Raw genomic sequence first — 23432 nt, 5'->3', positions numbered from 1 at the left:
TAAAAGAGAGGCAATCTATGAAAATAGGTTGCCTCTCTTTTTACCCTGTGCAGGAAAAAGCATAGCATCAAGGCAATATTTACATAAGCTGGCGAAGGAATCGGTGAAAAGCACTTTTAAGGGAAAGAGGGATTTTGTAGCTTAAAGGATTCATTTTTAATTCAAAGAGCATGCGATTACTAACAATTGTGCTTCCCTTGGTTTTATTGCTCACTTTTCAAGGCGTTTCAGCGCAGGAAACTAACCAGAAGCCTGCACAGGCCATTTTACAGGATGGCGCCCCGGTGGTACTGCACAAGGATACACTGTTTTATGTTTATAGCCCGGTGGGCTCTTTTAGCAAGTACGAAAGGGCAGGCGCCATTAGCAAGCGCGTGGCCGAGTTGGCTAAAGATCGCTTCTTCAACGCTGATTCCATTGGGGTAGAAGACAATGTACTGACTACCGACGTGACCTACCTGGACAGGATGATCCTGAGTGTAACGGATGGAGACGCCGCAGTAGCTCAAAGGCCACGCGCGGAGTTGGCTACTCTGTATTCCGATAAAATAAAGGTTAATGTGTATGAGTCGGCCAGGCAGCACAGCCTCCGCACCATTCTCATAGAAATAGGCATGGCCATTCTGGTGCTGGTCGCCTTCTTTTTCCTGATCAAGTATGTGAACAAGCTGTTCAGGTATTTATTTCTGAAGGTGGAGCAGCAGCAGGGAAAGGCGCTGAAGGGTGTTAAAGTAAAGAACTACGAAATGCTTACCCCGGAGCGGGAGGCCGCACTAGCATTAACCATACTCAAGTTCATCCGGCTCGTTACCATCTTTATCCTGATCTACATCCTGTTACCGGTGCTGTTCAGCATTTTCCCCTGGACAGAAGGCTATGCCGACACCTTGCTGCTTTACATCCTGAGTCCACTCCGCAAGATTGGCCTGGGGCTTATCAACTACATTCCAAACCTGCTCACCATTCTGGTTATTTATGTGGTGACGCACAATGTAGTAAAGTTTCTGCGGTTTTTGGCCGATGAGGTGGAAGAGGGCAAGCTGGAAGTGCCGGGCTTTTACAAGGACTGGGCGAAGCCTACCTATAACATCGTGCGCTTTCTGCTCTATGCCTTTATGTTCGTGGTGATCTGGCCTTACCTGCCAGGTTCGGATTCGGATATTTTCAAGGGGGTTTCCGTTTTCCTGGGTATTCTCTTTTCTCTGGGCTCCTCCTCAGCCATTGCCAACATGGTGGCAGGCCTGGTGCTCACCTACATGCGTTCCTTTAAAATAGGCGACCGGATCAAGATAGGGGAGATCACCGGCGACGTGATCGAGAAGACCCTGCTGGTAACGCGGGTGCGCACCACCAAAAACGAAGACATCACCATACCCAATGCTATGATCCTGAACAGCCACACCACCAACTTTACCACCTGTAGCGAGCAGAGCGAAAAAGGCCTGGTACTGCACACCACCGTAACTATTGGCTATGATGTGCCGTGGCCTAAAGTGCACAAGGCATTGATCGAGGCTGCGCTGGCCACGCCGAGTGTTGAAAAAACACCAGCCCCTTTTGTGCTGCAAACCAGCCTCGATGATTTTTATGTAAGTTATCAACTCAACGCCTACACCTTTACGGCCGCTAAAATGGCCTTGATCTACTCTAACATTCACCAGAACATCCAGGATAAATTTAACGAGGCGGGTATCGAGATTCTTTCTCCGCACTACCGGGCCCAGCGCGACGGCAACATGGTTACCATCCCTGCCCATTACTTGCCCGAAAACTATCAGATCCCCGCTTTCCGTATGGAGCAGGTGCAGCCCAGCATGCAGCCTCAAAACTAATAATTTTGTCTGGTAGTGTTGTTTTTATGTAAAATAAAATTAATCCTATACTTATAATTTGCAGCTGCCCATTTTTATAAAGCATGTGCATATTTCTTCCGGAATGTACTTCAGGAGTATCAGCAGGCTGATTCCGGTATTTTTATCCACATCCCTGGCATTCGCTATATACCTGCTACACAGAAGGGCGTGAACTGCTATTTTTAAAAATCACCGTCATGTTTTAACATGCTTTCAAGTACTGCCGCGTCGGCTTACCGGCACAGGTTCCAGTGCTTTAACTGCCATTTTCTAGAAAATAATTCTAATTGCGACTAACCCACCCCAACCCCTCCGAGGAGGGGAATCACTATTTGCGAAATCCCCCTCCTCATAGGGGCGGGTTAACATCTTCGAAGCATGTAATATATCGCAACCTGATTGAAATAGTAACCGTGACGAAGGCAACCCGAACTGGTTATCTTTTACGCCAGCTTTACCCTGACATATTCACATGACACAGCAAAATTGCCTACCTTTGCCGAATTGTAGAAGATCATGTGGAATAGGATTGCCATTTTTATAATTAAAAACAGGTTAAGGCTTATCATTCTCTTAACCATACTTACTGCGTTTATGGCGTATCAGGCCAAAGACGTAGAAATGTCTTATGATTTTGCCAACGTCGTGTCGCAAGGCGATGTGGATATGCAGTACTTCCAGCGCTTTAGAAGCACCTTCGGCGAAGACGGCAACATCCTGGTGGTGGGCATGCAAGACAGCAAAGTATACAAGCTAGAAAACTTCAGGGCCCTGAAGGCCCTAGCTGAACAGCTCAAGCAGGTAGAAGGGGTGAAGGCGGTCATCTCGCTGCCAAACCTGGTGCAGGTAGTAAAAGACACGGCAAACAGGAAATTTGCAACGTCTGCCATTTTCTCCCCAATGCCTAGTTCCCAGCCACAGTTAGACAGCCTGCTGCAGGTGGTGCGCAACCAGGGCTTCTATGATGGGCAGATCATAAACGAGAAGACAGGCGCCAACCTGCTGGCCGTAACCGTGGACCCCGAGTACCTGAACTCGGCGCGCCGGGTGGAGGTGATGGATAACGTGATGGCCCACACGGAGGCTTTTACCAGGAAAACAGGCATCAAGCTGCATTATGCGGGCCTGCCGTTCGTGCGCGCCGTGATGACGACCAAGGTAGCCGCCGAGATGAAGATGTTCCTGATGCTGGCCTTGCTCGTTACCGGTGTCACGCTGTTTATCTTCTTCCGCTCGTTCTACGCCGTTATCTTTCCGCTCCTCATGATCAGCGTGGTGGTGATATGGGTGATGGGCACGATCTCACTCCTTGATTACAAAATATCGCTGCTCACCGGCCTGATCCCTGCCATACTTGTCGTGATCGGTATACCCAACTCCACCTATCTGCTCACGCGCTACCATTACGATTACCGCAAGCACGGCAACAAGATCCTGGCCTTAACCCGGGTCATCAGCAAGATCGGGGTGGTTAATTTGGTTACCAACGCCACCACAGCCATCGGCTTCATCGTGTTTACTTTTACCCATGTGGCCTTGCTGTATGAGTTTGGCGTGGTAGCCGGCATCAATATTTTTGTCACCTTCATGATCAGCATGGTGCTGATACCGGTGGTGTTTTCGTATTTGCCGCCGCCGAGCCCCAGGCAGTTGCGCCACCTGGATGCCCGCCCCCTGAATAAGCTGCTGGAGTTTATCGATTACATCGTGCACCGCAAGCGTCATCTGGTATACTTTTTCACTACCCTGGCCCTGGTACTGTCGCTCTGGGGCATTTACAAGGTGAAAACGGTTTCGTACATGGTGGACGACCTGCCCGAGGAGAGCAGCGTAAACGCCGACCTTACGTTTTTCGAGCATCACTTTAACGGGGTAATGCCCCTGGAGATCATCGTGGATACGGGTGTGAAGCAGGGCGTGATGCGCTTGCCAAACCTGGCGAAGCTTAACAAACTGGAGAATTTCCTGCGTACCCAGCCCATCCTGTCGGCCCCCATATCGGTGGTGGGTCTGATTAAAACGGCCACCCAGGCTTTTTACGGCGGCGACCCAGGGTCCTACCGCTTACCGGATAATACTGAGCGCAACTTTATCTTCAGCTATCTGGCCAAGCAAGGAGAGGGTGCGAACCAGCTGCTGCTCCGCTCTTTTGTAGACAGCACCGGCCAGCAGGCTCGCATCTCTTTAAAAGTGGCCGATGCGGGGTCAAGGGAACTGGATACGCTTATCCTCAACAAAATAAAGCCCGAACTGCGCGAGATCTACTGCGGCGAGGGAGTGACGGAAGCCGAATCTGGCAACACCATGACCTTTACCCGCAACGACTCGGGCAGCCAGACCACGGTGAGCCTGACGGGCACCACGCTGCTGTTCATCAAAGGCAACGAGTACCTGATCAACAACCTGCGCTCCAGCCTGGTTTTGGCGTTTGTGTTGGTAACTATTGTCATCGCCCTGTTGTTTAAGTCTGCAAGGGTGGTGATCATCTCGCTGATACCGAACATGATCCCTTTGCTGATTGCCGGCGGGCTGATGGGCTTTTTCAACATCCCGCTAAAGCCAAGCACGGCCCTTATCTTTAGCATTGCCCTCGGCATCGCCATCGATGACTCCATTCACTTCCTGGCCAAGTATAGGAGTGAGTTGCTGACAAACGGTTTCCATGTAAGCCGCGCCATTACCACCAGCCTCACAGAAGCCGGAACGAGTATGATCTATACTTCCATCATTCTGTTCTTTGGCTTTGTGATTTTCGCTTTCTCGGAGTTTGGAGGTACCAAGGCGTTAGGGGTGCTGATGTCGGTGAGTCTGCTGATTGCATTATTCACAAACCTGATTATATTGCCAACGTTGCTCATAAGCTTTGACAGCGGCAAGTATGCCCGCGACCCTTACGCCCTGATAGAACACTATGATGAGTTTTACCTGGAGCACGAGGACGAGGAGCTTGACCTGAATCAGCTACAGTTAAAATTAGAAGAAGTTAGTCAAGAAGAAGAATACCCTTATAATGGCAAAGTATAACGAATATAAGAACCTGAACTACGCTAAGGTAGGCGAAGATGTATTAGAGTTCTGGAAGCAGAACGATATTTTCGAACGCTCTGTAGCAACACGGGAGGGCAATACCCCCTTTGTGTTTTATGAAGGGCCGCCATCCGCAAACGGAACGCCGGGCATACACCATGTGATGGCCCGCGCCGTGAAGGATATTTTCTGCCGCTATAAGACCCTGAAAGGGTTCCACGTGAACCGTAAGGGCGGCTGGGATACGCACGGCCTGCCCGTGGAACTGCAGGTAGAGAAGGAGCTGGGCATCACGAAAGAGGACATCGGTAAAAAAATAACGGTAGAGGAGTATAACCAACGCTGCCGCGAAACGGTGATGCGCTTCAAGCACCAGTGGGATACCCTGACCGAGCAAATGGGCTACTGGGTGGACCTGGACAATCCCTACATCACGTTTGAAAACGAGTACATCGAGTCTTGCTGGGCCCTGCTGAAGAGGCTGTACGATAAAGGCTACCTGTACAAGGGCTATTCAATACAACCCTACTCACCGGCGGCGGGCACTGGCCTTAGCTCGCACGAACTGAACCAGCCGGGTTGCTACAAAATGGTGAAAGACACGACCATTGTAGCCCAGTTTGCGGTAAAGCGCATCACGCGCAACATGTTCCTGTTCGATCATGACGAGGAGCACACTTACTTCCTGGCCTGGACCACCACCCCCTGGACGCTTCCGGGCAACACCGCCCTGGCGGTTGGCAAAAACATCAAATACGTAAAGGTAAAAACCTATAACCCTTATACCTACGAGCCAATATCGGTTATACTTGCCAAAGACCTGGTAAGCCGCTACTTTAACCCGAAAGCCGCTGATATCCCGCTAACGGAGTATAGCTCTGGTGATAAGCTTATTCCTTTCCAGGTGGTAGAGCAATTTGATGGCCGTGACCTGGAGGGCGTGGAGTACCACCAGCTGATGCCTTACGTAACCCCCGAAGAGCCGGCATTCCGGGTGATCATCGGCGATTACGTGACCACAGAGGACGGTACCGGCATTGTGCACATTTCCCCAACCTTTGGCGCCGACGACTTTAGAGTAGCCGCCCAGAACAACATTCCGGCCCTGCTGGTAACCGACGAAGCTGGCAAGCAAGTGCCAATTGTAGACAAGCAAGGGCGCTTTGTGTCGCAGATAACAGACTTTGCCGGCATGTACGTGAAAAACTACGCCAAGGAAGATGAGGCTGCACCGGATTACAAGCCAACGGATGTCCTGATCGCCATCAAGCTAAAAGAAGAGAACAAGGCCTTTAAAGTAGAGAAATACGAGCACACCTACCCGCATTGCTGGCGAACCGATATGCCGGTGCTGTACTATCCGCTGGATAGCTGGTTTATCAGGACGACTGCGGTGAAGGACAGGCTAATAGAGCTGAACAAAACCATCAACTGGAAACCGGAGTCTACGGGTGCCGGCCGCTTTGGTAACTGGCTGGAGAACCTGGTTGACTGGAACCTGTCGCGCTCCCGTTACTGGGGCACGCCGCTGCCTATCTGGCGTACCGAAGATGGCGAAGAGGAACTGTGCATCGGCTCTATCCCGGACCTGACGGAAGAGATAGCCAAAGCGGTGAAAGCCGGCGTGATGGATGCTGCTGTGGAGGTGCCGGATCTGCACCGCCCTTACGTAGACAACATCGTGCTGGTAAGCAAGTCGGGCAAGCCTATGTACCGCGAGACAGACCTGATCGATGTTTGGTTCGACTCAGGCGCCATGCCTTACGCGCAGTGGCACTACCCGCTGGAGAACAAAGCGCAGTTTGAGCGCAATTTCCCCGCCGATTTTATTGCCGAAGGGGTAGACCAGACGCGTGGGTGGTTCTTTACGCTGCATGCCCTGGCCGTGATGCTGGAAGACAGCGTGGCTTACAAGAACGTGATCGCCAACGGACTGGTGCTCGACAAAGACGGCAACAAGATGAGCAAACGCCTCGGCAATGCCATTGATCCGTTTGAGATGATCGGGAAGTATGGCCCGGACGCCGTGCGCTGGTACATGATCGCGAATGCGCCGCCTTGGGATAACCTTAAATTCAACCAGGAGGGTGTGGTGGAGACGCAGCGCCGTTTCTTCGGCACCCTGCAGAACACGTACTCTTTCTTTGTGCTTTATGCCAACCTGGATAACTTTACGTACCACGAGGCCGATGTGCCGATGGCGCAGCGCACGGAGTCAGACCGCTGGATTATTTCGAAGTTGAATACGCTGGTGAGCAACGTGGATGGTTTTTACGGTGATTATGACCCAACCCGCGCCGCCCGCGCTATCCAGGATTTCGTGGTGGACGATCTGAGCAACTGGTATGTGCGCCTGAACCGGAAACGCTTCTGGAAAGGCGAGTACAACCAGGACAAGGTTGCCGCTTACCAGACACTGTATACTTGCCTGGAAACCATTGCAAAAATTGCGGCGCCGATCGCCCCGTTTTACATGGAGCAGCTGTATCGCGACCTCAATGGCGTTAGCCACAGGCACAAGGAAGAATCGGTGCACCTGGCCTATTACCCGGAAGTGGAGAAAGCCGACATCGACCAGGACCTGGAGGAGCGCATGGAACTGGCCCAGACCATCTCGTCGCTGGTGCACTCGCTGCGCAAAAAGCAGCTGATAAAGGTGCGCCAGCCACTGCAGCGTATCCTCATCCCGGTAGTGAACGATAGGATGAAGCAGCAGATAGAGGCTGTCTCGGACCTGATCAGGAGTGAGGTAAACGTGAAAGCCATAGAGTACATCGACGACACGTCGGCCATCCTGGTAAAGAAGATCAAGCCGAACTTTAAAAAACTGGGGCAGGTGTTTGGTCCGAAGATGAAACTGGTAGCCGCCGCCGTGCAGCAGATGAACCAGGCTGATATCGCGCACCTGGAGCGCGAAGGCGGTTTTGAGATCATGCTTTCTGATGATGAGACAGCCGTGCTGACCCCCGATGATGTGGAGATCTCCTCTGAGGACATCCCAGGTTGGCTGGTAGCCAGCGAGGGCAAACTGACCGTGGCATTAGACATTACCTTAACCGAAGACCTGAAGCAGGAAGGCATCGCTCGCGACCTTGTAAACCGTATCCAGAACCTGCGAAAAGACAGCAACCTGGAAGTGCAGGACAAGATTCACATTGTGATGCAGCGCGCCGAAGCAGAGGTAAATGAGGCCGTGGTGAACTACAGCGCCTATATTTGCGCCGAAACGCAGGCCCTGACCCTGGACATTGTGGAGAAACTGACCAGTGCCACCGTGCTGGAGATTGATGATTACGCCGTGGCGATCAACATCCGGACAGAGGCCACAGCAGCAGAGTAGAAGTATAGATTTAAACACGCTTAAACCTGTAGAGGGCAACAACCGATACCCCCGCCTTACACAAAGAGGGCGGAGGCGTGGTTAGATAACCTTAAAAAGGTATATTGCAGCAGCTAAGGACAAGAATCGCGTTTCACGCAGGTGTGCATCCTGCCTTAAGCTGTTTAAAGAACAAATATGAAATACTGGAAATACTACATGGCGGCACTGGCCGTGATTATCCTGGATCAGGCCGTGAAGCTCATCGTGCATTACAACATGGAAATGGGGCTTCCCGGCGAGATTCACTTGGCAGGGGATTGGCTGAAGCTGCACTACACGCTGAACCCGGGCATGGCTTTTGGCGTGGAGCTTGGTTCTGACTACGGCAAGCTTATCCTGACCCTGTTCCGCCTGGTGGCTATGTTTGGTATTGGCTATTACCTGTATTACCTGGTAAAGCACCATGCGCCCAAAGGTCTTTTGTGGTGTATTGCACTCATACTTGGTGGGGCAATCGGAAACCTGATCGACAGTACTTTTTATGGGGTTTGGTTTGACAATGCGCCCTTCGGTTCTTCTACACCCTGGTTCCATGGGCAGGTGATCGATATGTTTTACCTGGATATCTGGGAAGGCATCGTGCCAAACTGGGTGCCCCTTTTCGGAGGCAAGCCCATGTCGCTTTGGCCTATCTTCAACGTAGCCGATTCCGCCATTTTCATAGGGGTGTTGTTGATCCTCTTTAACCAAAAGCGCTTTTTCGGGGAGCACCACGAGGAGCAAAGACACGAAGCCACCACTCTGGAGCAGCAACAGGGGCAGTAATAGCCTCATGATACAAGGCAAGGGCTGTTCTGTAAGGGAGCAGTCCTTTTTTTATTTGTAAAGGTTTAAAAAGCCTTATATTTAACAGAAGCATAACCAACTTTATACTTGCCTAGCCTAACCGCCTTACTCAAAATCATAAACCTGGAAACTGCGTTTCCTTCCCAACGCGGTTCGGTAAAAGCCCTGGATCAAATCTCGTTTGAGATTTTTCCGGGAGAGATCGTGGCCCTGGTGGGAGAGTCAGGTTCTGGCAAGTCGGTTACAGCCCTGTCGATCATGCGTCTGCTGGAAGAAAGTGGTGTAACAGCGAGTGGTGCCATACACTTCCAGTCCGGAAGCAGTGGCCAGGTAGATCTGCTGCAACTACCCGAAAAGCAGTTGCGACAGATTCGCGGAAACAAAATAGGGATGATCTTTCAGGAGCCCATGTCCTCCTTAAATCCCGTTTATACCTGTGGAAAACAGGTGGCTGAAGTACTGCTACTCCACACCGCATTAAATAAAAAAGAGGCAAAGCAGCGCACGATACAGCTTTTCACCAACTTTCGACTGCCCGATCCGGAGAAGATATATGGTGCTTATCCACATGAGTTATCTGGAGGCCAGAAGCAAAGGGTGATGATTGCCATGGCGATGGCCTGCAAGCCTGCCCTACTGATTGCCGACGAGCCTACCACAGCCCTGGATGTTACTGTGCAGGCGCGCATACTGCACCTGATCGATGAGCTGCGGGTAAAAGAAAACACGGCCGTGCTTTTCATTACCCATGATCTGGGGGTAGTAGCCGAAATTGCAGACCGGATACTGGTGATGAACCAAGGCAAGATTGTGGAGCAGGGCCCAACCCTGGATATCTTCTCCTCGCCCAGGCACCCCTATACCAAGGCCTTGCTGTCCTGCCGCCCTAACCTGACGGCCAACGTACAAGGCAGGCTTGCCACCGTGGCAGACTTTATTCAACAAGACGCATTCGGCACCCTAACCGAAAAAGAAGCCTCTCCTCTGTCAACTGCTACTGGCGTAGGCACACGGCAGGATACTGCAGCCACAGCGGCAGATCTTGCTAAGCAACAGCTACAAAAAGAAGTAACTGGCAACCCACTGCTGGAGGTAGAAGATCTGAAAGTTTACTTCCCGGTGAAAAAAGGCTTTTTTGGCCGCACCATCGCGCATGTGAAAGCTGTGGATGGCGTAAGCTTTCACGTGTACCCTGGTGAGACCATCGGCCTGGTAGGCGAGTCGGGATGTGGCAAAACGACTTTAGGACGGGCCTTGCTGCGCCTGGTAGCACCTACCGCAGGGCAGGTTTATTTTCGGGGCCAGGATGCTGCTTTGTTAACCCAGGAAGAGTTGCGCCTAAGCCGCCGCGATTTCCAGATGATTTTTCAGGATCCCAGTGCCTCCTTAAACCCGATGCATACGGTAGGCGAAGCGATTATGGGCCCGATGCGTGTGCATAAGCTTTATGAAAATGATTCGTTGCGGCACAATAGAACCCTGCAACTGCTTGATATGGTGGGGCTTCTGCCTGCGCACTTCCACCGTTATCCACACGAGTTCTCAGGTGGTCAGCAACAAAGAGTCTGTATAGCCCGGGCCCTGGCGCTGGAGCCGAAATGTATTATCTGCGACGAAGCCGTGTCTGCCCTCGACGTATCTGTGCAGGCTCAGGTGCTTAATTTGCTGAACGACCTGAAGCGCGACTTACAACTCGCATATGTATTTATTACCCACGATCTTTCGGTAGCCCGGCACATGGCTGATCGGGTAATGGTGATGCGAAACGGAAAAATCCTGGAAACCGGCACTACGGCGGATTTATATCGTCATCCGCAGCAGGAATACACCCGCAGCCTGCTTAACGCGATTCCAACAGGTGAAATAAGGGATATACTAAAAGCACAGGAGAAGCGCAGTAGTATGCAGGCCAGCCTGACCCCGGATTAGGTTGGCACAAAAAAAGCCTTAACCCTGTTCATGGGATTAAAGCTATGAACATTACCTTCTGGTTTAAGTAATGTAAGCAGTATTTATTGCTTAGTCAGTCCTTCTGTTTCTTAAGCGGTTTCTTTTAAACCTATAAAGAGAGTAGCTCGCTTGAGCATCTTTAACAAAAAGATAAAGACAATAAAAAAACAATGGTACTACGATAAGTGAGGCAACAACTAGCATTTTTTAAACAAGTTTGTTAGAGATAAAGACACGCTTTCTTCGTGATGGTAGGCTAAAACAATTACATTTTTTCTTTAATTGCAATAGCCTGGCATATATAAAGATTAAAATTCATTTTAAAATATAAAACTTAATAAGAATTATTAAAGTAATAATAATTTTGATTACGTAGTTGAACCCGCTATTTTAAATTCTGAAATGTAAAGGTGCTGCCTTAAAACTTACCCTTAATCGATGTGATTTAAGAAAGAAGCAAGTATGGCAGGCAGATTGTTTTGAGGATAATAGTTGTCCAAATTTCCCTTTCCTGAATGCTTATATAGAAATTTCTCTATAAATTACACATCCCTTTAGCTAATCCGCGTATTCAGGCGTATAGAAGTAAAACTTTATGAGTTAAAGATTGTAAATGAAGGAGGCAGCCATATTGGTTGCTCCAGATCAAGAAGATACATGAGAAGTAAGAATAGTAAAAAAAGAGGCCAGGGTAATACTGCCTCCAACGAACGCAACAGCCCCAGAGGAAGGGGCGAATCATCTAAAAAGAAACCAGCCACAAGAGGAGAGTCCTCTGCCAGACGCGAGCCTACAGGCCGCAAGGGTGCACAAAAATCTTTGAAGGGAACTATTTTAGAGATATTCTCCAACAGCCCGGATTATACTTTCACGCAGCGGCAGGTTTGCCGTAAAATGGGTGTGATTGATAAAAGTGGCCGCGAGCAGGTGGATAATATCCTGGAAACCCTTAAAAAAGAAGGCAGGCTGCTGCAGGTAGAAGACGATAAGTTTATCATTAACTTAAAAGTTGATATTGTAACAGGCCGCGTAGATCTGGCCAACAGCAAGTACGCCTACATTGTATCGGACGACCGGGAAGACGATATCCGCGTGTTCCGGGAGCACCTGAAATATGCCATGGACGGCGACACGGTTAAGGTGGAGGTGCTGCCTACCGTGCGTGGAGGGCGCCAGGAAGGCGTAGTGGTGGAGGTGCTCGAACGTAAGCGCACCGAGCTGGTGGGCATCATGGAACTTACCAAAAACTTTGGCTTTGTAGTACCCGATTTCAAGCGCCTGTACTTCGACGTTTTCGTGGGCGAGCGTGGCCTGAACGGAGCACAGTCAGGAGACAAGGTACTGGTGAAAATTGTAGAGTGGCCCAAAGACCCCGACAAGAACCCTACCGGCGAAGTGATCCGCGTGTTCGGCCCGGCTGGCGAGAACGAAGCGGAGATTCATTCCATCATGGCGGAGTTCGGCTTGCCGTTCGAGTTTCCGGAAACAATAGAAGAAGAGGCAGAAAGCATTTCGGATAAGATCACATCCGCGGAAATTGCCACACGACGCGACTTCCGCGACGTAACCACCTTTACCATTGACCCCGCCGATGCCAAAGACTTTGACGATGCCCTCTCGATCCAGAAGCTGGACAATGGCAACTGGGAGATCGGCGTGCACATTGCAGACGTAACCCATTACGTAACGCCACGCAGCCTGCTCGAGAAAGAGGCCTATCATCGGGCCACCTCGGTGTACCTCGTGGACAGAACTATACCCATGCTGCCGGAGCGGCTCTCTAACGGCCTTTGCTCGCTCAGGCCCAACGAGGAAAAACTGACTTTCTCGGTGGTGTTCGAGCTGGACGATAACGGTAAAATTCACGATACCTGGTATGGCCGAACGGTCATCTACTCTGATCGTCGGTTTGCTTACGAAGAGGCGCAGGAGCGCATTGAGACGGGAGAGGGGGATTTTGCCGAGGAGATCAACACCCTGAACCGCATCGCTAAGAAACTACAGGCAAAGCGCTTTAAGAACGGCGCCATCAGCTTTGAAACTGTGGAGGTGAAGTTTAACCTCGACGAGAAGGGACGCCCCTTGTCGGTGTATGTGAAAGAGCGGAAAGATGCCCATAAGCTGATAGAGGAGTTTATGCTGCTGGCCAATAAAAAAGTGGCTGAGTACGTGTACAAGCTCGGCAAAGGCGACAAGCACCCCACCATGGTGTACCGTACGCACGGCTCTCCCGACCCAGACAGACTGAGCACTTTCTCGTTGTTTGCCCGCAAGTTTGGCTACAAAGTAGACCCGGACGGCGACATATCGGCGGAACTCAACCACCTGACTGCGGAAATAGAGGGAAAGCCCGAGCAAAGCGTATTGCAGAACCTAGCCATCAGGACCATGGCCAAAGCCAAGTATAGCACCGAGCCAGAAGGTCACTTCGGCCTTGCCTTCGATCACTACTCCCACTTTACGTCGCCTATACGCCGCTACCCCGACATGATGGCGCACCGCCTGCTGCAACATTACCTCGACGGTGGCAAATCGGCGGAGAAGGAAGCCTACGAGGAGAAGTGCCAGCATTCCTCCGAAATGGAGAAGCGCGCCGCTGATGCAGAACGCGCCTCCATTAAGTACAAACAGGTGGAGTTTATGAAAGATACCATCGGAAACGAGTACAAAGGAATTGTGTCTGGTGTTACTGAATGGGGTATATTTGTGGAGATCGAGGAGAACAAGTGCGAAGGCATGGTGCGATTGTCTGACCTGAACGACGATTACTATGAGCTGGACGCGAACAACTACCGCATCATCGGCCGCCAGACCAAGCGCATTATCTCGTTTGGCGATGAGGTGATCGTAGAAGTGAAAAGCGCCAACCTGAACGACCGCACCATCGATCTGGAATTAGTAAAAACCCTGAAACAACATTAAGCAGACCTGTGGATATTTCACATCTCTCTGATAAGATCCAGCATACTTTATCTACGCTTCGCTACGGCGAAAACCCGCCAGCGCTCTACGAACCGATCCGGTACATCATGGCGCTGGGGGGCAAGCGTATCCGCCCTCTGCTGGTACTCTTAGCCGCCAAAATGTATGATGAGGAGGTGGAGCACACCCTGCTGCCGGCAGCAGCGGTAGAGGTTTTTCACAACTTCACGCTCATGCACGACGACATCATGGACAAGGCGCCCCTGCGCCGTGGCCAGCAGACAGTGCATGAAAAGTGGAATGCCAACATTGCCATCCTGAGTGGCGATGTGATGCTGGTGCGCGCCTATGAGCTCTTGCTGGGAGTAGAGCAGCACAAGTTGGCCCACGTGCTGCGGCTGTTCAGTACCACCGCCGCCGAGGTATGCGAAGGCCAGCAACTGGACATGAACTTTGAGTTGCGCGAGCAGGTGAGCATACAGGAGTACATCCACATGATTACCCTCAAAACGGCTGTATTGCTGGGATTTAGCCTGGAGTTGGGTGCTATCCTTCAGGGAGCGCCCGATGCCGATGCGGAGCATCTTCGGCTTTTCGGCGATAACATCGGCATCGCCTTTCAGCTGCGCGACGACCTACTGGACGTGTACGGCGACCAGGACAAGTTCGGTAAGCAGGTTGGGGGCGATATCCTGTCTGATAAAAAAACGTTTCTGATGCTGACAGCCCTGGAGCAGGCGAACCAGGAGCAGCTTAATACTATTAACAGCTGGCGCAACCAAACCGAGGAAAGTATAGCCCCGGACAAAGTACAGGCCATCACGCAGGTGTACGACCAGCTTCACATACGCCACCAAACCGAGCAGCACATAGACTTATACTTCCAGAGGGCCCTGCAGCACCTGAACGCCATTGAGTTGCCGGAAGAAAGAAAATCCACGATCCGTGGGCTGGCCCTGCAACTGATGGAGCGGGATAGTTAACTATTTAAATCGCTGGATGCTTTCATCCGTTCGGTTACACAGAACACAGTTAATCAAAAGTAGAAAATGAGCGTTACCCTTATACTCATCATCATCACGGTCGGAATTTCTTTGTATGCTTTGCAGAACCAGGAGCTGATGCATAAATGGATATTCCAGCCTTACGCTGTGCAGCGTGATAACTCGTGGTACCGCTTTCTGACCTCCGGCTTCCTGCACGCCGATTTCACGCACCTGTTCTTTAACATGTTCACGCTGTACTTTTTCGGTGAGGTGGTGGAGCAAACCTTTAAAGCGATCTTCGGCCCGGGTACAGGTATCCTGATCTACCTGGCTGTATACCTCGGGGGCATCATCATCTCCGATATCCCCACGTTCTTCAAGCATCGCAACGATCCGCCTTACCGCGCTTTGGGCGCCTCGGGTGGCGTGGCCGCAGTCGTGTTCTCCAGCATCCTTTTTTACCCTACCCAGGATATCTGCCTGTATGCCATACTTTGCATACCTGGGTTTATACTGGGCGTGCTTTATGTGGTGTATTCATATTACTCCGGCAAAAAAATGGGGGATAACATTAACCACGATGCCCACCTGTACGGCGCTATTTACGGTTTTCTGCTGAGCCTGGTACTGGTGCCGCAGGCACTCCCGAACTTCTTCTCGGAGATAGGCAACTGGCACTTGTTTTAAAAACACGCGCCTTTAAGGTGTGATTCGAGGGCTATTTCCTGCTACAGGATTCGGCTGTTCTGGATGGTTTTGCGTATAAAGGACTACACAAACCCTTCTACCCGTGAACGTAGCCTATAAAAACACCCTTGCTGCTTTTTTTGTGGTTATGCTGTTGTCTTGCGGTACGGCACAGGTGCAGGCGCATGTAAATGCTGTTCCTACGCAGGAAAGTGGTTCGCTGCTACAGTATGTGATCGATAACCGCCCCCTGCTGGCAAGCCTGCTAACAAAGGCCGGACTAACTCCTGTGCTCTCCGGCGACAATGCCTATACCTTATTGGCTCCCACTGATGAGAACCTGAAGGCGCTGGAGAATGAATCGGCACAACGCATTCGTATCGTGCTGTCAGGGCATATTCTGAAGGGCAGGTACATGGAAAGCGACCTGAAAGACGGTGCCACGGTGGAGACCCTGGGGGGAACGAAAGTAACCATCTGCCGCAAAAAAGATTACACGCTGGTAGATGGGGTGCGCATTGTTAACGCCGACACACAACTGAAGGCAGGAGTGGTGCACACGATGGGTGGTCTGCTCAAGATCTGAGTCTTCTATTACTTGCCATAGCCCTCTTCCCGTTGCTTCTATTTTCATACTTATAAACAAGTCCCATACTTTCTGGCCAGACTGGTATTGTGCCTACCTATCTTTCCTGCCTGCTCCCTGCGCACGGCATTAGGGCCCTGATTTTCCCTAACAATTACATTATCAGAAAGATATCTTAGCTTTTATACCAGATATCCGTATGGTAGCATTAACACTATATTTTCTTGTTATTTTATCTGCCAGTTGCGTTCCTGAAATCCGCTTGGGTCGCTTTCAAGAACCAAACTCAGAAAACTAATCCCAATTGCGCTACCTATGACATATGAAATTGCCATAGTTCTGGGAATTATTATGCTGGCAGTTATACTGTTCGTAACAGAACGCCTGTCTATTGATACAGTGGCCATACTGACGATGGTGCTGTTTATGGTAACCGGCGTACTTACGCCCACCGAGGGTTTTGCCGGTTTCAGTAACCCTGCCACCATAACGGTTGCAGCCATGTTTGCCATCAGTTCAGCCATTTTTAAGTCCGGGGTGTTGAGTAGCGTGGGCGTTGGGCTCACACGCATAGGCCGTAAAAACTATCTGCTCTGCCTGCTTTCGCTGATGCTTATTTCCGGTAGCCTGTCAGCTTTTATCAACGATACGGCCGTGGTGGCGCTGTTAATGCCCGTGGTGATACAGGTTAGTCAGGACATTAAAGTGAGCCCCTCGAAACTGCTGATACCGCTTTCTTTTGGCGCTTTGATGGGCGGGGTGTGCACCCTGATCGGGACCTCTACCAACATTTTGGTGAGCGGCATCGCCGAGGCACAGGGCGAGGAGCCGCTGCAGATGTTTGAGTTCACGAAGGCCGGCATCTGGTTCCTGCTTTTGGGCATAGCCTATATGTTCTTCGTGGGGCGGCACCTGCTCCCTAACAGGGTGTTGGCCGAAGACCTTTCCGAAACCTTTAACCTGGGCGACTACATCACGGAGATTGTGCTGCTACCCGATTCGCCCTCCGTGGGTGTTCCGCTTTATAAATCAGGCTTAATTCAGAACCTGGATGTGGAGGTGATGCAGGTAACGCGGAATAAGGAGCGGATACAGGTTTTTCCCTCTTTGCTGCTTCGTGCGAACGATGTGCTGAAGGTGCGCTGCAGCGTGGACAAGCTCAAGCTGCTGAAACAAGAGAAAGGCATCGAGCTGAAATCTGAGCGCAAGTTCAGGGACAGGGACCTGCGCACCAGCGACTCCAAGCTCTACGAGGCCATCGTGACACCCAACTCCTATCTGGAGGGAAAGTCGATCAAGAACCTGGATTTCAGGTCGTATAACTACGGGGCCTCTGTGCTGGCTATCCGGCACCGGAACGAGATACTGCACGAGAAGCTGGCGCACGTAAAGCTTTCTCCCGGCGACGTGCTGCTAATTGCCGCCGATAAGTACCAGGCAGATAAACTGAGGCAAAACGAGGACATCCTTATCATTTCCCAAACAGAGCGAAGCCCCTACAACTATGGTAAAATTATACCGGTGCTGCTCATCAGTGTGGGGGTGGTGGCTGTTGCCGCGGCTGGCATGGTTCCTATTGTGCTAAGCGCCATGGTGGGCGTTGTGCTGCTTATCCTGTTCCGCTGCATCAGGGTAAATGAGGTGTACAAGGCCATCGACTGGAAAGTGATTTTTATGCTGGCAGGAGTGCTTTCGATGGGGGCTGCGCTGGAGAAAACGGGAGCGGCTAAACTACTGGCCGATTACCTGATCTATGGCGTAGGGGACTACGGGCCGCATGCCTTGCTTTCGGTCATTTTCTTCATCACCTTTATGGCAACCAACTTTATGTCGAACAATGCCACGGCCGCGCTGCTGGCACCCATCGCCATTGTTACAGCCAAGGAACTGGGCGTAAGCGTAAAGCCCTTTCTGATGGCAGTGGCCTATGCGGCCTCCCTGAGCTTTATGACACCCATGGGCTACCAGACTAACACCATGATCTACGGGCCGGGCAACTATCGTTTCTCTGACTACCTGAAAGTGGGTACGCCCCTCAACATCCTGCTCTGGCTCTTGGCCTCCATCATACTCCCCATGTTCTTCCCTTTCTGAGAGCCGCGTTCCACGTGAATAATTTGGAACGACTGAAACCCCTACAGGTATCCTTTGGCCTGAAGCAGGAACAGCTCGGCATACTTCCCGTTCTTGGCCAGCAGCTCCTCGTGCGAGCCAAGCTCCTTTAGCTGGCCCTGCTCCAGGAACAGGATTCTGTCGGCCATGCGCACCGTTGAGAAACGGTGAGAGATGAGTACGGCGGTGCGGCCCTCGATCAGGTCGGAGAAGCGCAGAAACACCTCGTGCTCGGCGCGGGCATCAAGGGCAGAGGTAGGTTCATCCAGTATCAATAACTGCGCATCGCGCATGTAGGCCCGCGCCAGCGCCACTTTCTGCCACTCGCCACCCGATAGCTCCACGCCTTTGTTAAAGCGCTTGCCGAGCACCTGCTCATACTTGTCGGGCAGGCGCTGGATAACCAGGTCGGCCAGGCTTTTCTGGGCAGAGCCCTGTATACGCTCCGTGTCTGTGATGTTACTTATCTGGCCAATGGCGATGTTGTCTGAGGCCGTCATCTGGAAGCGCACGTAATCCTGGAAAATAATGCCTACCTGGTGCCGCAGGTCGTTCAGGTCGTACTCGCGCAGATCAATGCCATCCAACAAAATCCGGCCTTCGGTGGGTTCGTAAAGCCGGGCAAGCAGCTTTACCAGGGTAGTCTTGCCGGCGCCGTTTTCTCCCACCAGGGCAAGTTTTTCGCCTGCCTGTAAATGGAAGGACAAGTACCGCACGGCCCACCTTTCGCTGTTGTGGTATTTAAAGCCCACGTTATCGAAGGTAAAGCCATACTTGATGGGGTGCGGTATGTTTAAAGGGTTTTGAGGCGGCGTTATCTGAGGCCGGAGCTCCAGAAAGTCGAACAGGTCCTGCAGGTACAAGGCGCTCTCGGCAATCTGCGAGAAGCGGGTCATGATGCCCTGCAGCAGGCCCCGCATGCTGTTAAAAGAGCCCGCCAGAAAGGTAAGCGTACCTACGGTGATAAGCCCCCCCACCGTCTGGAAAAGTATGAACACATACGCGCCGTAATAGGCCAGTGCCCCCAACGAGGAAAGTATACTTCCCCAAACCGCCCGCTTCAGGGTAATGCTTTTGTTGAGGTAGTAGTATTTATCCGACAGCTCCTTAAAGCGGCCCGACAGGAAACCGGACAGGTTAAAGGTCTTGATCTCTTTCGCCGTCTCGTCGCTGGCCCCAATGTAGCGCAGGTAATCGAGCTCGCGGCGTTCGGGCGTCCAGGAGCGGGAGAGGGAGTAAGAGCGTTCGTTAAAGTGGGTTTCCCCTAAAAACGAAGGGATAACGGCCACCAGCAGAATCAAAATAAGCCAGGGGTTGAAAGCGATCAGGCCCACGGCCAGAAAAGCGATGGTAACCATATCCTGTAACTGCGAGAGCACCTGCGACATGAGCACGACCCGCGTAACCGTTTGCCTGCGGGCCCGCTCCAGCTTGTCGTAGAAAGTGGCATCCTCGAACTGCGCCAGGTCCAGGGTGGCAGCGTGCTCTATTAAGGCAATGGAGGTCCGGTTCGAGAAAAGGTCGCCCAGCAGGCTGTCGAGCAGGGTGATGCCGCGGTTGATGATGTCTGAAAGTATGGCCAGCCCCAGCTCCAGCCCCACCAGCGTCCAGAGGTAGGTCAGGTCGCGGGCATCTGAAAGCGGGATAAGGCGGATAACCTCATCAATGATCAGTTTGCCCACATACAGCATCGCCAAAGGCAGCGAAGCCTTTACAAGGCGCAGGAGCATGTTGCCCACGGTCATGGTTCTGCTGGTGCCCCAGATGAGCCTGAAAAACTTGGGTAGGTTCTTTAAGGCGCCAACCTGCTCTTTAAAGCTTTTCTTTTCTTCCTGTGCCTCGTTTTTTACGCCTGTTCCTTTTTTCTGACTCCGCATATTTTATCTGTCAACTCCTTATCTACCACCTTGGCCTTATCTATACCGGCGCTTGTGCATTATGTTTAACCTGCTGCCGGATCATCCATTTTATAACACAAAATTTATAGAAAATCGTAATTTCGCACATCAAAATTAGACTTTAAAAACGAAAACAGCTTTATGAGGACTCATGTAAGTCGTTTTGCCTGTCTGGTAGTGTTGCTGGCAGTCTCAGGAAATGTAACGGCGCAGGTACAGCATGTGCTCTACTACAATACCCACATGGCTCGGGTGCCGGACATAAAGGCTGCTGCGTTTGTAGAATTGATCGAGCGCGAAGACAACGAGGCGGAGCAGGGCACTATCAGTTTGTACAAAGTTATGCCCGACTCGGCCGATTACCTTTTAGTGAAGAAAGGCGCTTATGCCTCTGTTATGCATCCCAGAAAAGTACACGGGCAGTTGATCACGTATTATCCTAATGGCAAAAAGAAAAATGTGCAGACTTATTTAGATGGTAAACTGCACGGCATAGACATGGGCTGGTATGAAAACGACAGCGTGCAGCACCTGATCAATTATAAAGCTGGCGACTATGACGGCGCGCTAAAGTCGTATTACGCAAGCGGGCGGCTAAAGCGCGAAGAACGCTACGAGGCAGGCAAGCAGGTGTATGGCAAATGCTATGCGGCCGATGGCAAGGAAGTCGCCTTTGTGCCTTACCAGGAAATGCCGCTGTTTCCGGGAGGCGAGACCGCCATGCTGCGTTACCTTGCTCAAAACATCCGCTACCCGGCGTCCAGCCAGCGAAGCCGGGAGAGTGGGTTGGTGGTGCTAAGCTTTCAGGTAAACAAAAGCGGCGGAATAGAGGACCTGCACGTCATTAAAAGCGTAAGCCGCGACCTGGACAAAGAAGCGATGCGGGTGGTGCGCGGCATGCCGGCCTGGCAGCCCGGCACATCAGAGGGAGAAGAAGTGAGTGTCCAGTATTTTTTGCCTGTCAGGTTCACTATCAGGTAACGTCCTTTATATGGCAGAGGAAACTAACGCACGGAGCGCCTCTTTTTACCCTACACAACTATTAAACGCCGCCAACTTATGACACGGTACTTACTTTATTTCCTGACGGGCTTTGCCCACGCCGTAGTGATTCTTTTTTACAGAGGATACCTGGAGGCCGCCCCCAGCACATACGCCACTGTAGCCCTGGTGGGGGGCATGGTGCTTTTCGGGCTGGTATCGTGGCTAAAGCTGTTCCTGGAGAAGGTGGGGGCGGTAATGGCGATCTTATGTTTGCTGGCGCTGCTGCCCTGGACGGTGGAAGCCGGCCAGCAGGCCCTGGCACAGGATGCTTTTTTAAGTGGAGCCCTGCTGATTGTGCATGCCGTGCTGCTTTTTCTGGTAGTGGCCTCTTTTATAACCAGTGCCCGCTACCTCTTTAGCAGGCGCTCCTGGCTGGCCGGCACCGCCAGGCCGGGCTTGGCCGGTAAAATCTTTGTGGCCATCATCCCGATCGCTATCCTGGTTGCCTGGCTGCTGGTGATGAACAAAGTATAGCTTAACGGATTAGGGCAGCGCTAAATGCAGCAGAGCCCAACTGTGGGGGTTGGGCTCTGCTGCTAAGTGTCTAGCTTATAATCGAGAAGTATACCCCTCTACTTTAATGAGAAAAGCCCTGCCAAAAAATGACGGGGCTTTCTCTCACCTTAAACAAACTAAACTAATCTAAACTTTAACTAACCTTATCTTTAGTAATAAACTTCTGTTTTTGAGCCAACCCTGCTTCGTTTCAGTAAAAAACCAACCTTGGTCAGGCAGGAATCAAGGGCATTTTTAAAAAATTCTGACAAAAGAATTTGCAGATCTAAAAACTTATCAGGATATTAGCTTTCCGCAATTCCGTTCCCCTTAATTCGGGTGCAAAATTAGGGGTTTGTTTTCCTTTTGCAAAGAAAGCCACGAAAATATTTTCATAAATTTCCAATCCCTTCCCTTTTTATTTACATAATACTGAATATCAGTGCTTTGCAAATAAAATAAATTTTAAAAAATTTTACTTTCAGGCACCAAAAACACTGCGCGCGCAGCGTCTGGTTAAGTTGTAGCAGCAAACAGCATGTGTTACCATACCGCGCTTGCTAGGCAGTCATAAAAAACGCCCCATCCCTGGCTGTTTGCCGGGGTGGGGCGTTAAGCCTTGTAACATAAAGAGTTATCAGATCATGGCCACAGTTTTGTTATCGATCTGCTCGCCGTACGTTTTCTTGTAGTGCACCTTTCGCTCAAGGGCGGCGATAAGGGGTTCCGAGAAATCCACGCCTTCCAGCTCGCTGGCGGTTGGCATAGCCCCGGGGCTAAACACATTTATCTCCATCAGTTTGTTGCCCACAATATCGAGGCCCACCAGGAACATGCCATCCTGGATCAGCTTCGGCTTTACCAGCTCTACCAGGTCTAGCATGCGCTGGTCTACTTTGGCGGCCACGGCCGAGCCCCCCGCGTGGATGTTGCTGCGGATGTCGTCCTTGCTGTTTACACGCCGTATGGCGCAGTATTTCCCTTTGTGCTGCAAGGCCTCTCCGTTCATCACAAACAGGCGCACATCGCCTTCAGTGGCCTCAGGCAGGTATTCCTGGGCAATCACATACCCATCGCGGCTAATGGCCTCCACTATCTGGTTCAGGTTGGTGGCGTCTTTCTTTTTTACCATAAACACACCAGAGCCGCCCGAGCCTTGCAGGGGCTTCAGGATGATGTTGTTCTTCTGCTCATTAAAGAATTCCTTTATCTCCTCTTTGTCGCGGGTGATAAGCGTGCGGGGCCTGACGGCTTCCGGAAAATGCTGGAAGTACATTTTGTTCACGGCATCAGAGAGCGAGGTAGGGTCGTTGAGCACGATCACGCCGTGGCGCATGGCCAGCTGCCCGAAAATAATGCCTGCGTTCTGGGCCCAGGCACGTCCTTCCGGCTCCGACGAGGGGTCGTTGCGCAGCATCAGCACGTCCAGGTCGCGGGCGGTAATGTGCACGCTGTTTACCTTTTCGCTGTGGATGAAGTCGATGTAAGTGGCCGGTGATTTATACTTGTGCTTGGGGTCGGCCTGCAACGCTGTGGCGCCCATGTAGCCGTCGGGGTAATAGGCCAGGTCGCCCACGCCCATCAGGTACACGGAGTGGCCGGCATTGTGCAGGCGCTGTGCTAAAAAAATGGTGGTATAGGCGGCCTTTTCGGTTTCTATGTTATTTACTACAAATCCTACTGTCATGGGGTGTTTTGCTTTTG

General features: G+C 51.4%; 14 protein-coding genes. 12 read left to right on the top strand and 2 right to left on the bottom strand.

Translation table 11 applies throughout. The features are described from left to right. The first annotated feature begins 170 nt into the window (after window positions 1-170). From AC4BAN_RS14840 to AC4BAN_RS14795, 10 genes are all read left to right on the top strand, one after another. Entirely contained in the window at window positions 171-1832 is a 1662-nt protein-coding gene (locus AC4BAN_RS14840) for a mechanosensitive ion channel family protein (RefSeq protein WP_490565194.1), read from the top strand. 615 nt (window positions 1833-2447) lie between these two features. Beyond that, window positions 2448-4877 (top strand): efflux RND transporter permease subunit, encoded by a 2430-nt coding sequence (locus AC4BAN_RS14835; protein ID WP_490565193.1) that lies wholly within the window; start codon window positions 2448-2450, stop codon window positions 4875-4877. Continuing rightward, complete coding sequence (gene ileS, locus AC4BAN_RS14830; protein WP_490565192.1) at window positions 4864-8220, top strand: isoleucine--tRNA ligase; 3357 nt, start codon at window positions 4864-4866, stop codon at window positions 8218-8220. Before AC4BAN_RS14835 ends, ileS begins: the two co-directional genes overlap by 14 nt. A gap of 177 nt (window positions 8221-8397) precedes the next feature. After that, entirely contained in the window at window positions 8398-9027 is a 630-nt protein-coding gene (locus AC4BAN_RS14825) for a lipoprotein signal peptidase (RefSeq protein ID WP_490565191.1), read from the top strand. 108 nt (window positions 9028-9135) lie between these two features. Continuing rightward, window positions 9136-10977 carry an ABC transporter ATP-binding protein gene (locus AC4BAN_RS14820; RefSeq protein ID WP_490565190.1) on the top strand — a complete coding sequence of 614 codons (1842 nt, stop codon included), beginning with the start codon at window positions 9136-9138 and terminating at the stop codon, window positions 10975-10977. A gap of 678 nt (window positions 10978-11655) precedes the next feature. Beyond that, window positions 11656-13920: a ribonuclease R gene (gene rnr, locus AC4BAN_RS14815; RefSeq protein WP_490565189.1), complete on the top strand. Its 2265-nt coding sequence runs from the start codon at window positions 11656-11658 to the stop codon at window positions 13918-13920. Between the two features lie 8 nt (window positions 13921-13928). Then, window positions 13929-14903, top strand: a complete 975-nt coding sequence (locus AC4BAN_RS14810; RefSeq protein ID WP_490565188.1) for a polyprenyl synthetase family protein — start codon at window positions 13929-13931, stop codon at window positions 14901-14903. Between the two features lie 66 nt (window positions 14904-14969). Further along, the gene (locus AC4BAN_RS14805) at window positions 14970-15593 is read left to right on the top strand and encodes a rhomboid family intramembrane serine protease (RefSeq protein ID WP_490565187.1); all 624 of its coding nucleotides are present in this window, start codon (window positions 14970-14972) and stop codon (window positions 15591-15593) included. Window positions 15594-15696: 103 nt separating this feature from the next. Next, a complete protein-coding gene (locus tag AC4BAN_RS14800) occupies window positions 15697-16179 on the top strand; it encodes a fasciclin domain-containing protein (protein WP_490565186.1) in 483 nt (160 codons plus the stop codon). Window positions 16180-16494: 315 nt separating this feature from the next. Next, window positions 16495-18273, top strand: a complete 1779-nt coding sequence (locus tag AC4BAN_RS14795; RefSeq protein WP_490565185.1) for an SLC13 family permease — start codon at window positions 16495-16497, stop codon at window positions 18271-18273. 41 nt (window positions 18274-18314) lie between these two features. Here the strand turns inward: AC4BAN_RS14795 and AC4BAN_RS14790 are convergent, their stop codons facing one another. Continuing rightward, window positions 18315-20168 (bottom strand): ABC transporter ATP-binding protein, encoded by a 1854-nt coding sequence (locus AC4BAN_RS14790; RefSeq protein WP_490565184.1) that lies wholly within the window; start codon window positions 20166-20168, stop codon window positions 18315-18317. Between the two features lie 162 nt (window positions 20169-20330). On the opposite strand from AC4BAN_RS14790, the gene AC4BAN_RS14785 reads away from it, so the two are divergent. Together AC4BAN_RS14785 and AC4BAN_RS14780 are read left to right on the top strand one after the other, a co-directional pair. Further along, entirely contained in the window at window positions 20331-21170 is an 840-nt protein-coding gene (locus tag AC4BAN_RS14785) for a TonB family protein (RefSeq protein WP_490565183.1), read from the top strand. A 78-nt stretch (window positions 21171-21248) separates the two neighbouring features. Next, complete coding sequence (locus tag AC4BAN_RS14780) at window positions 21249-21707, top strand: hypothetical protein (RefSeq protein WP_490565182.1); 459 nt, start codon at window positions 21249-21251, stop codon at window positions 21705-21707. 658 nt (window positions 21708-22365) lie between these two features. Here AC4BAN_RS14780 and AC4BAN_RS14775 read toward each other — a convergent pair. Further along, on the bottom strand, window positions 22366-23415 hold the full coding sequence (locus AC4BAN_RS14775) for a glutathione synthetase (RefSeq protein WP_490565181.1): 1050 nt from the start codon (window positions 23413-23415) through the stop codon (window positions 22366-22368). Window positions 23416-23432: the final 17 nt, after the last annotated feature.

Source organism: Pontibacter sp. GD13 (assembly GCF_058216355.1).
The sequence above is the reverse complement of the archived record's forward strand: the minus strand, read 5'-3'. Positions and strand labels throughout refer to the sequence as shown.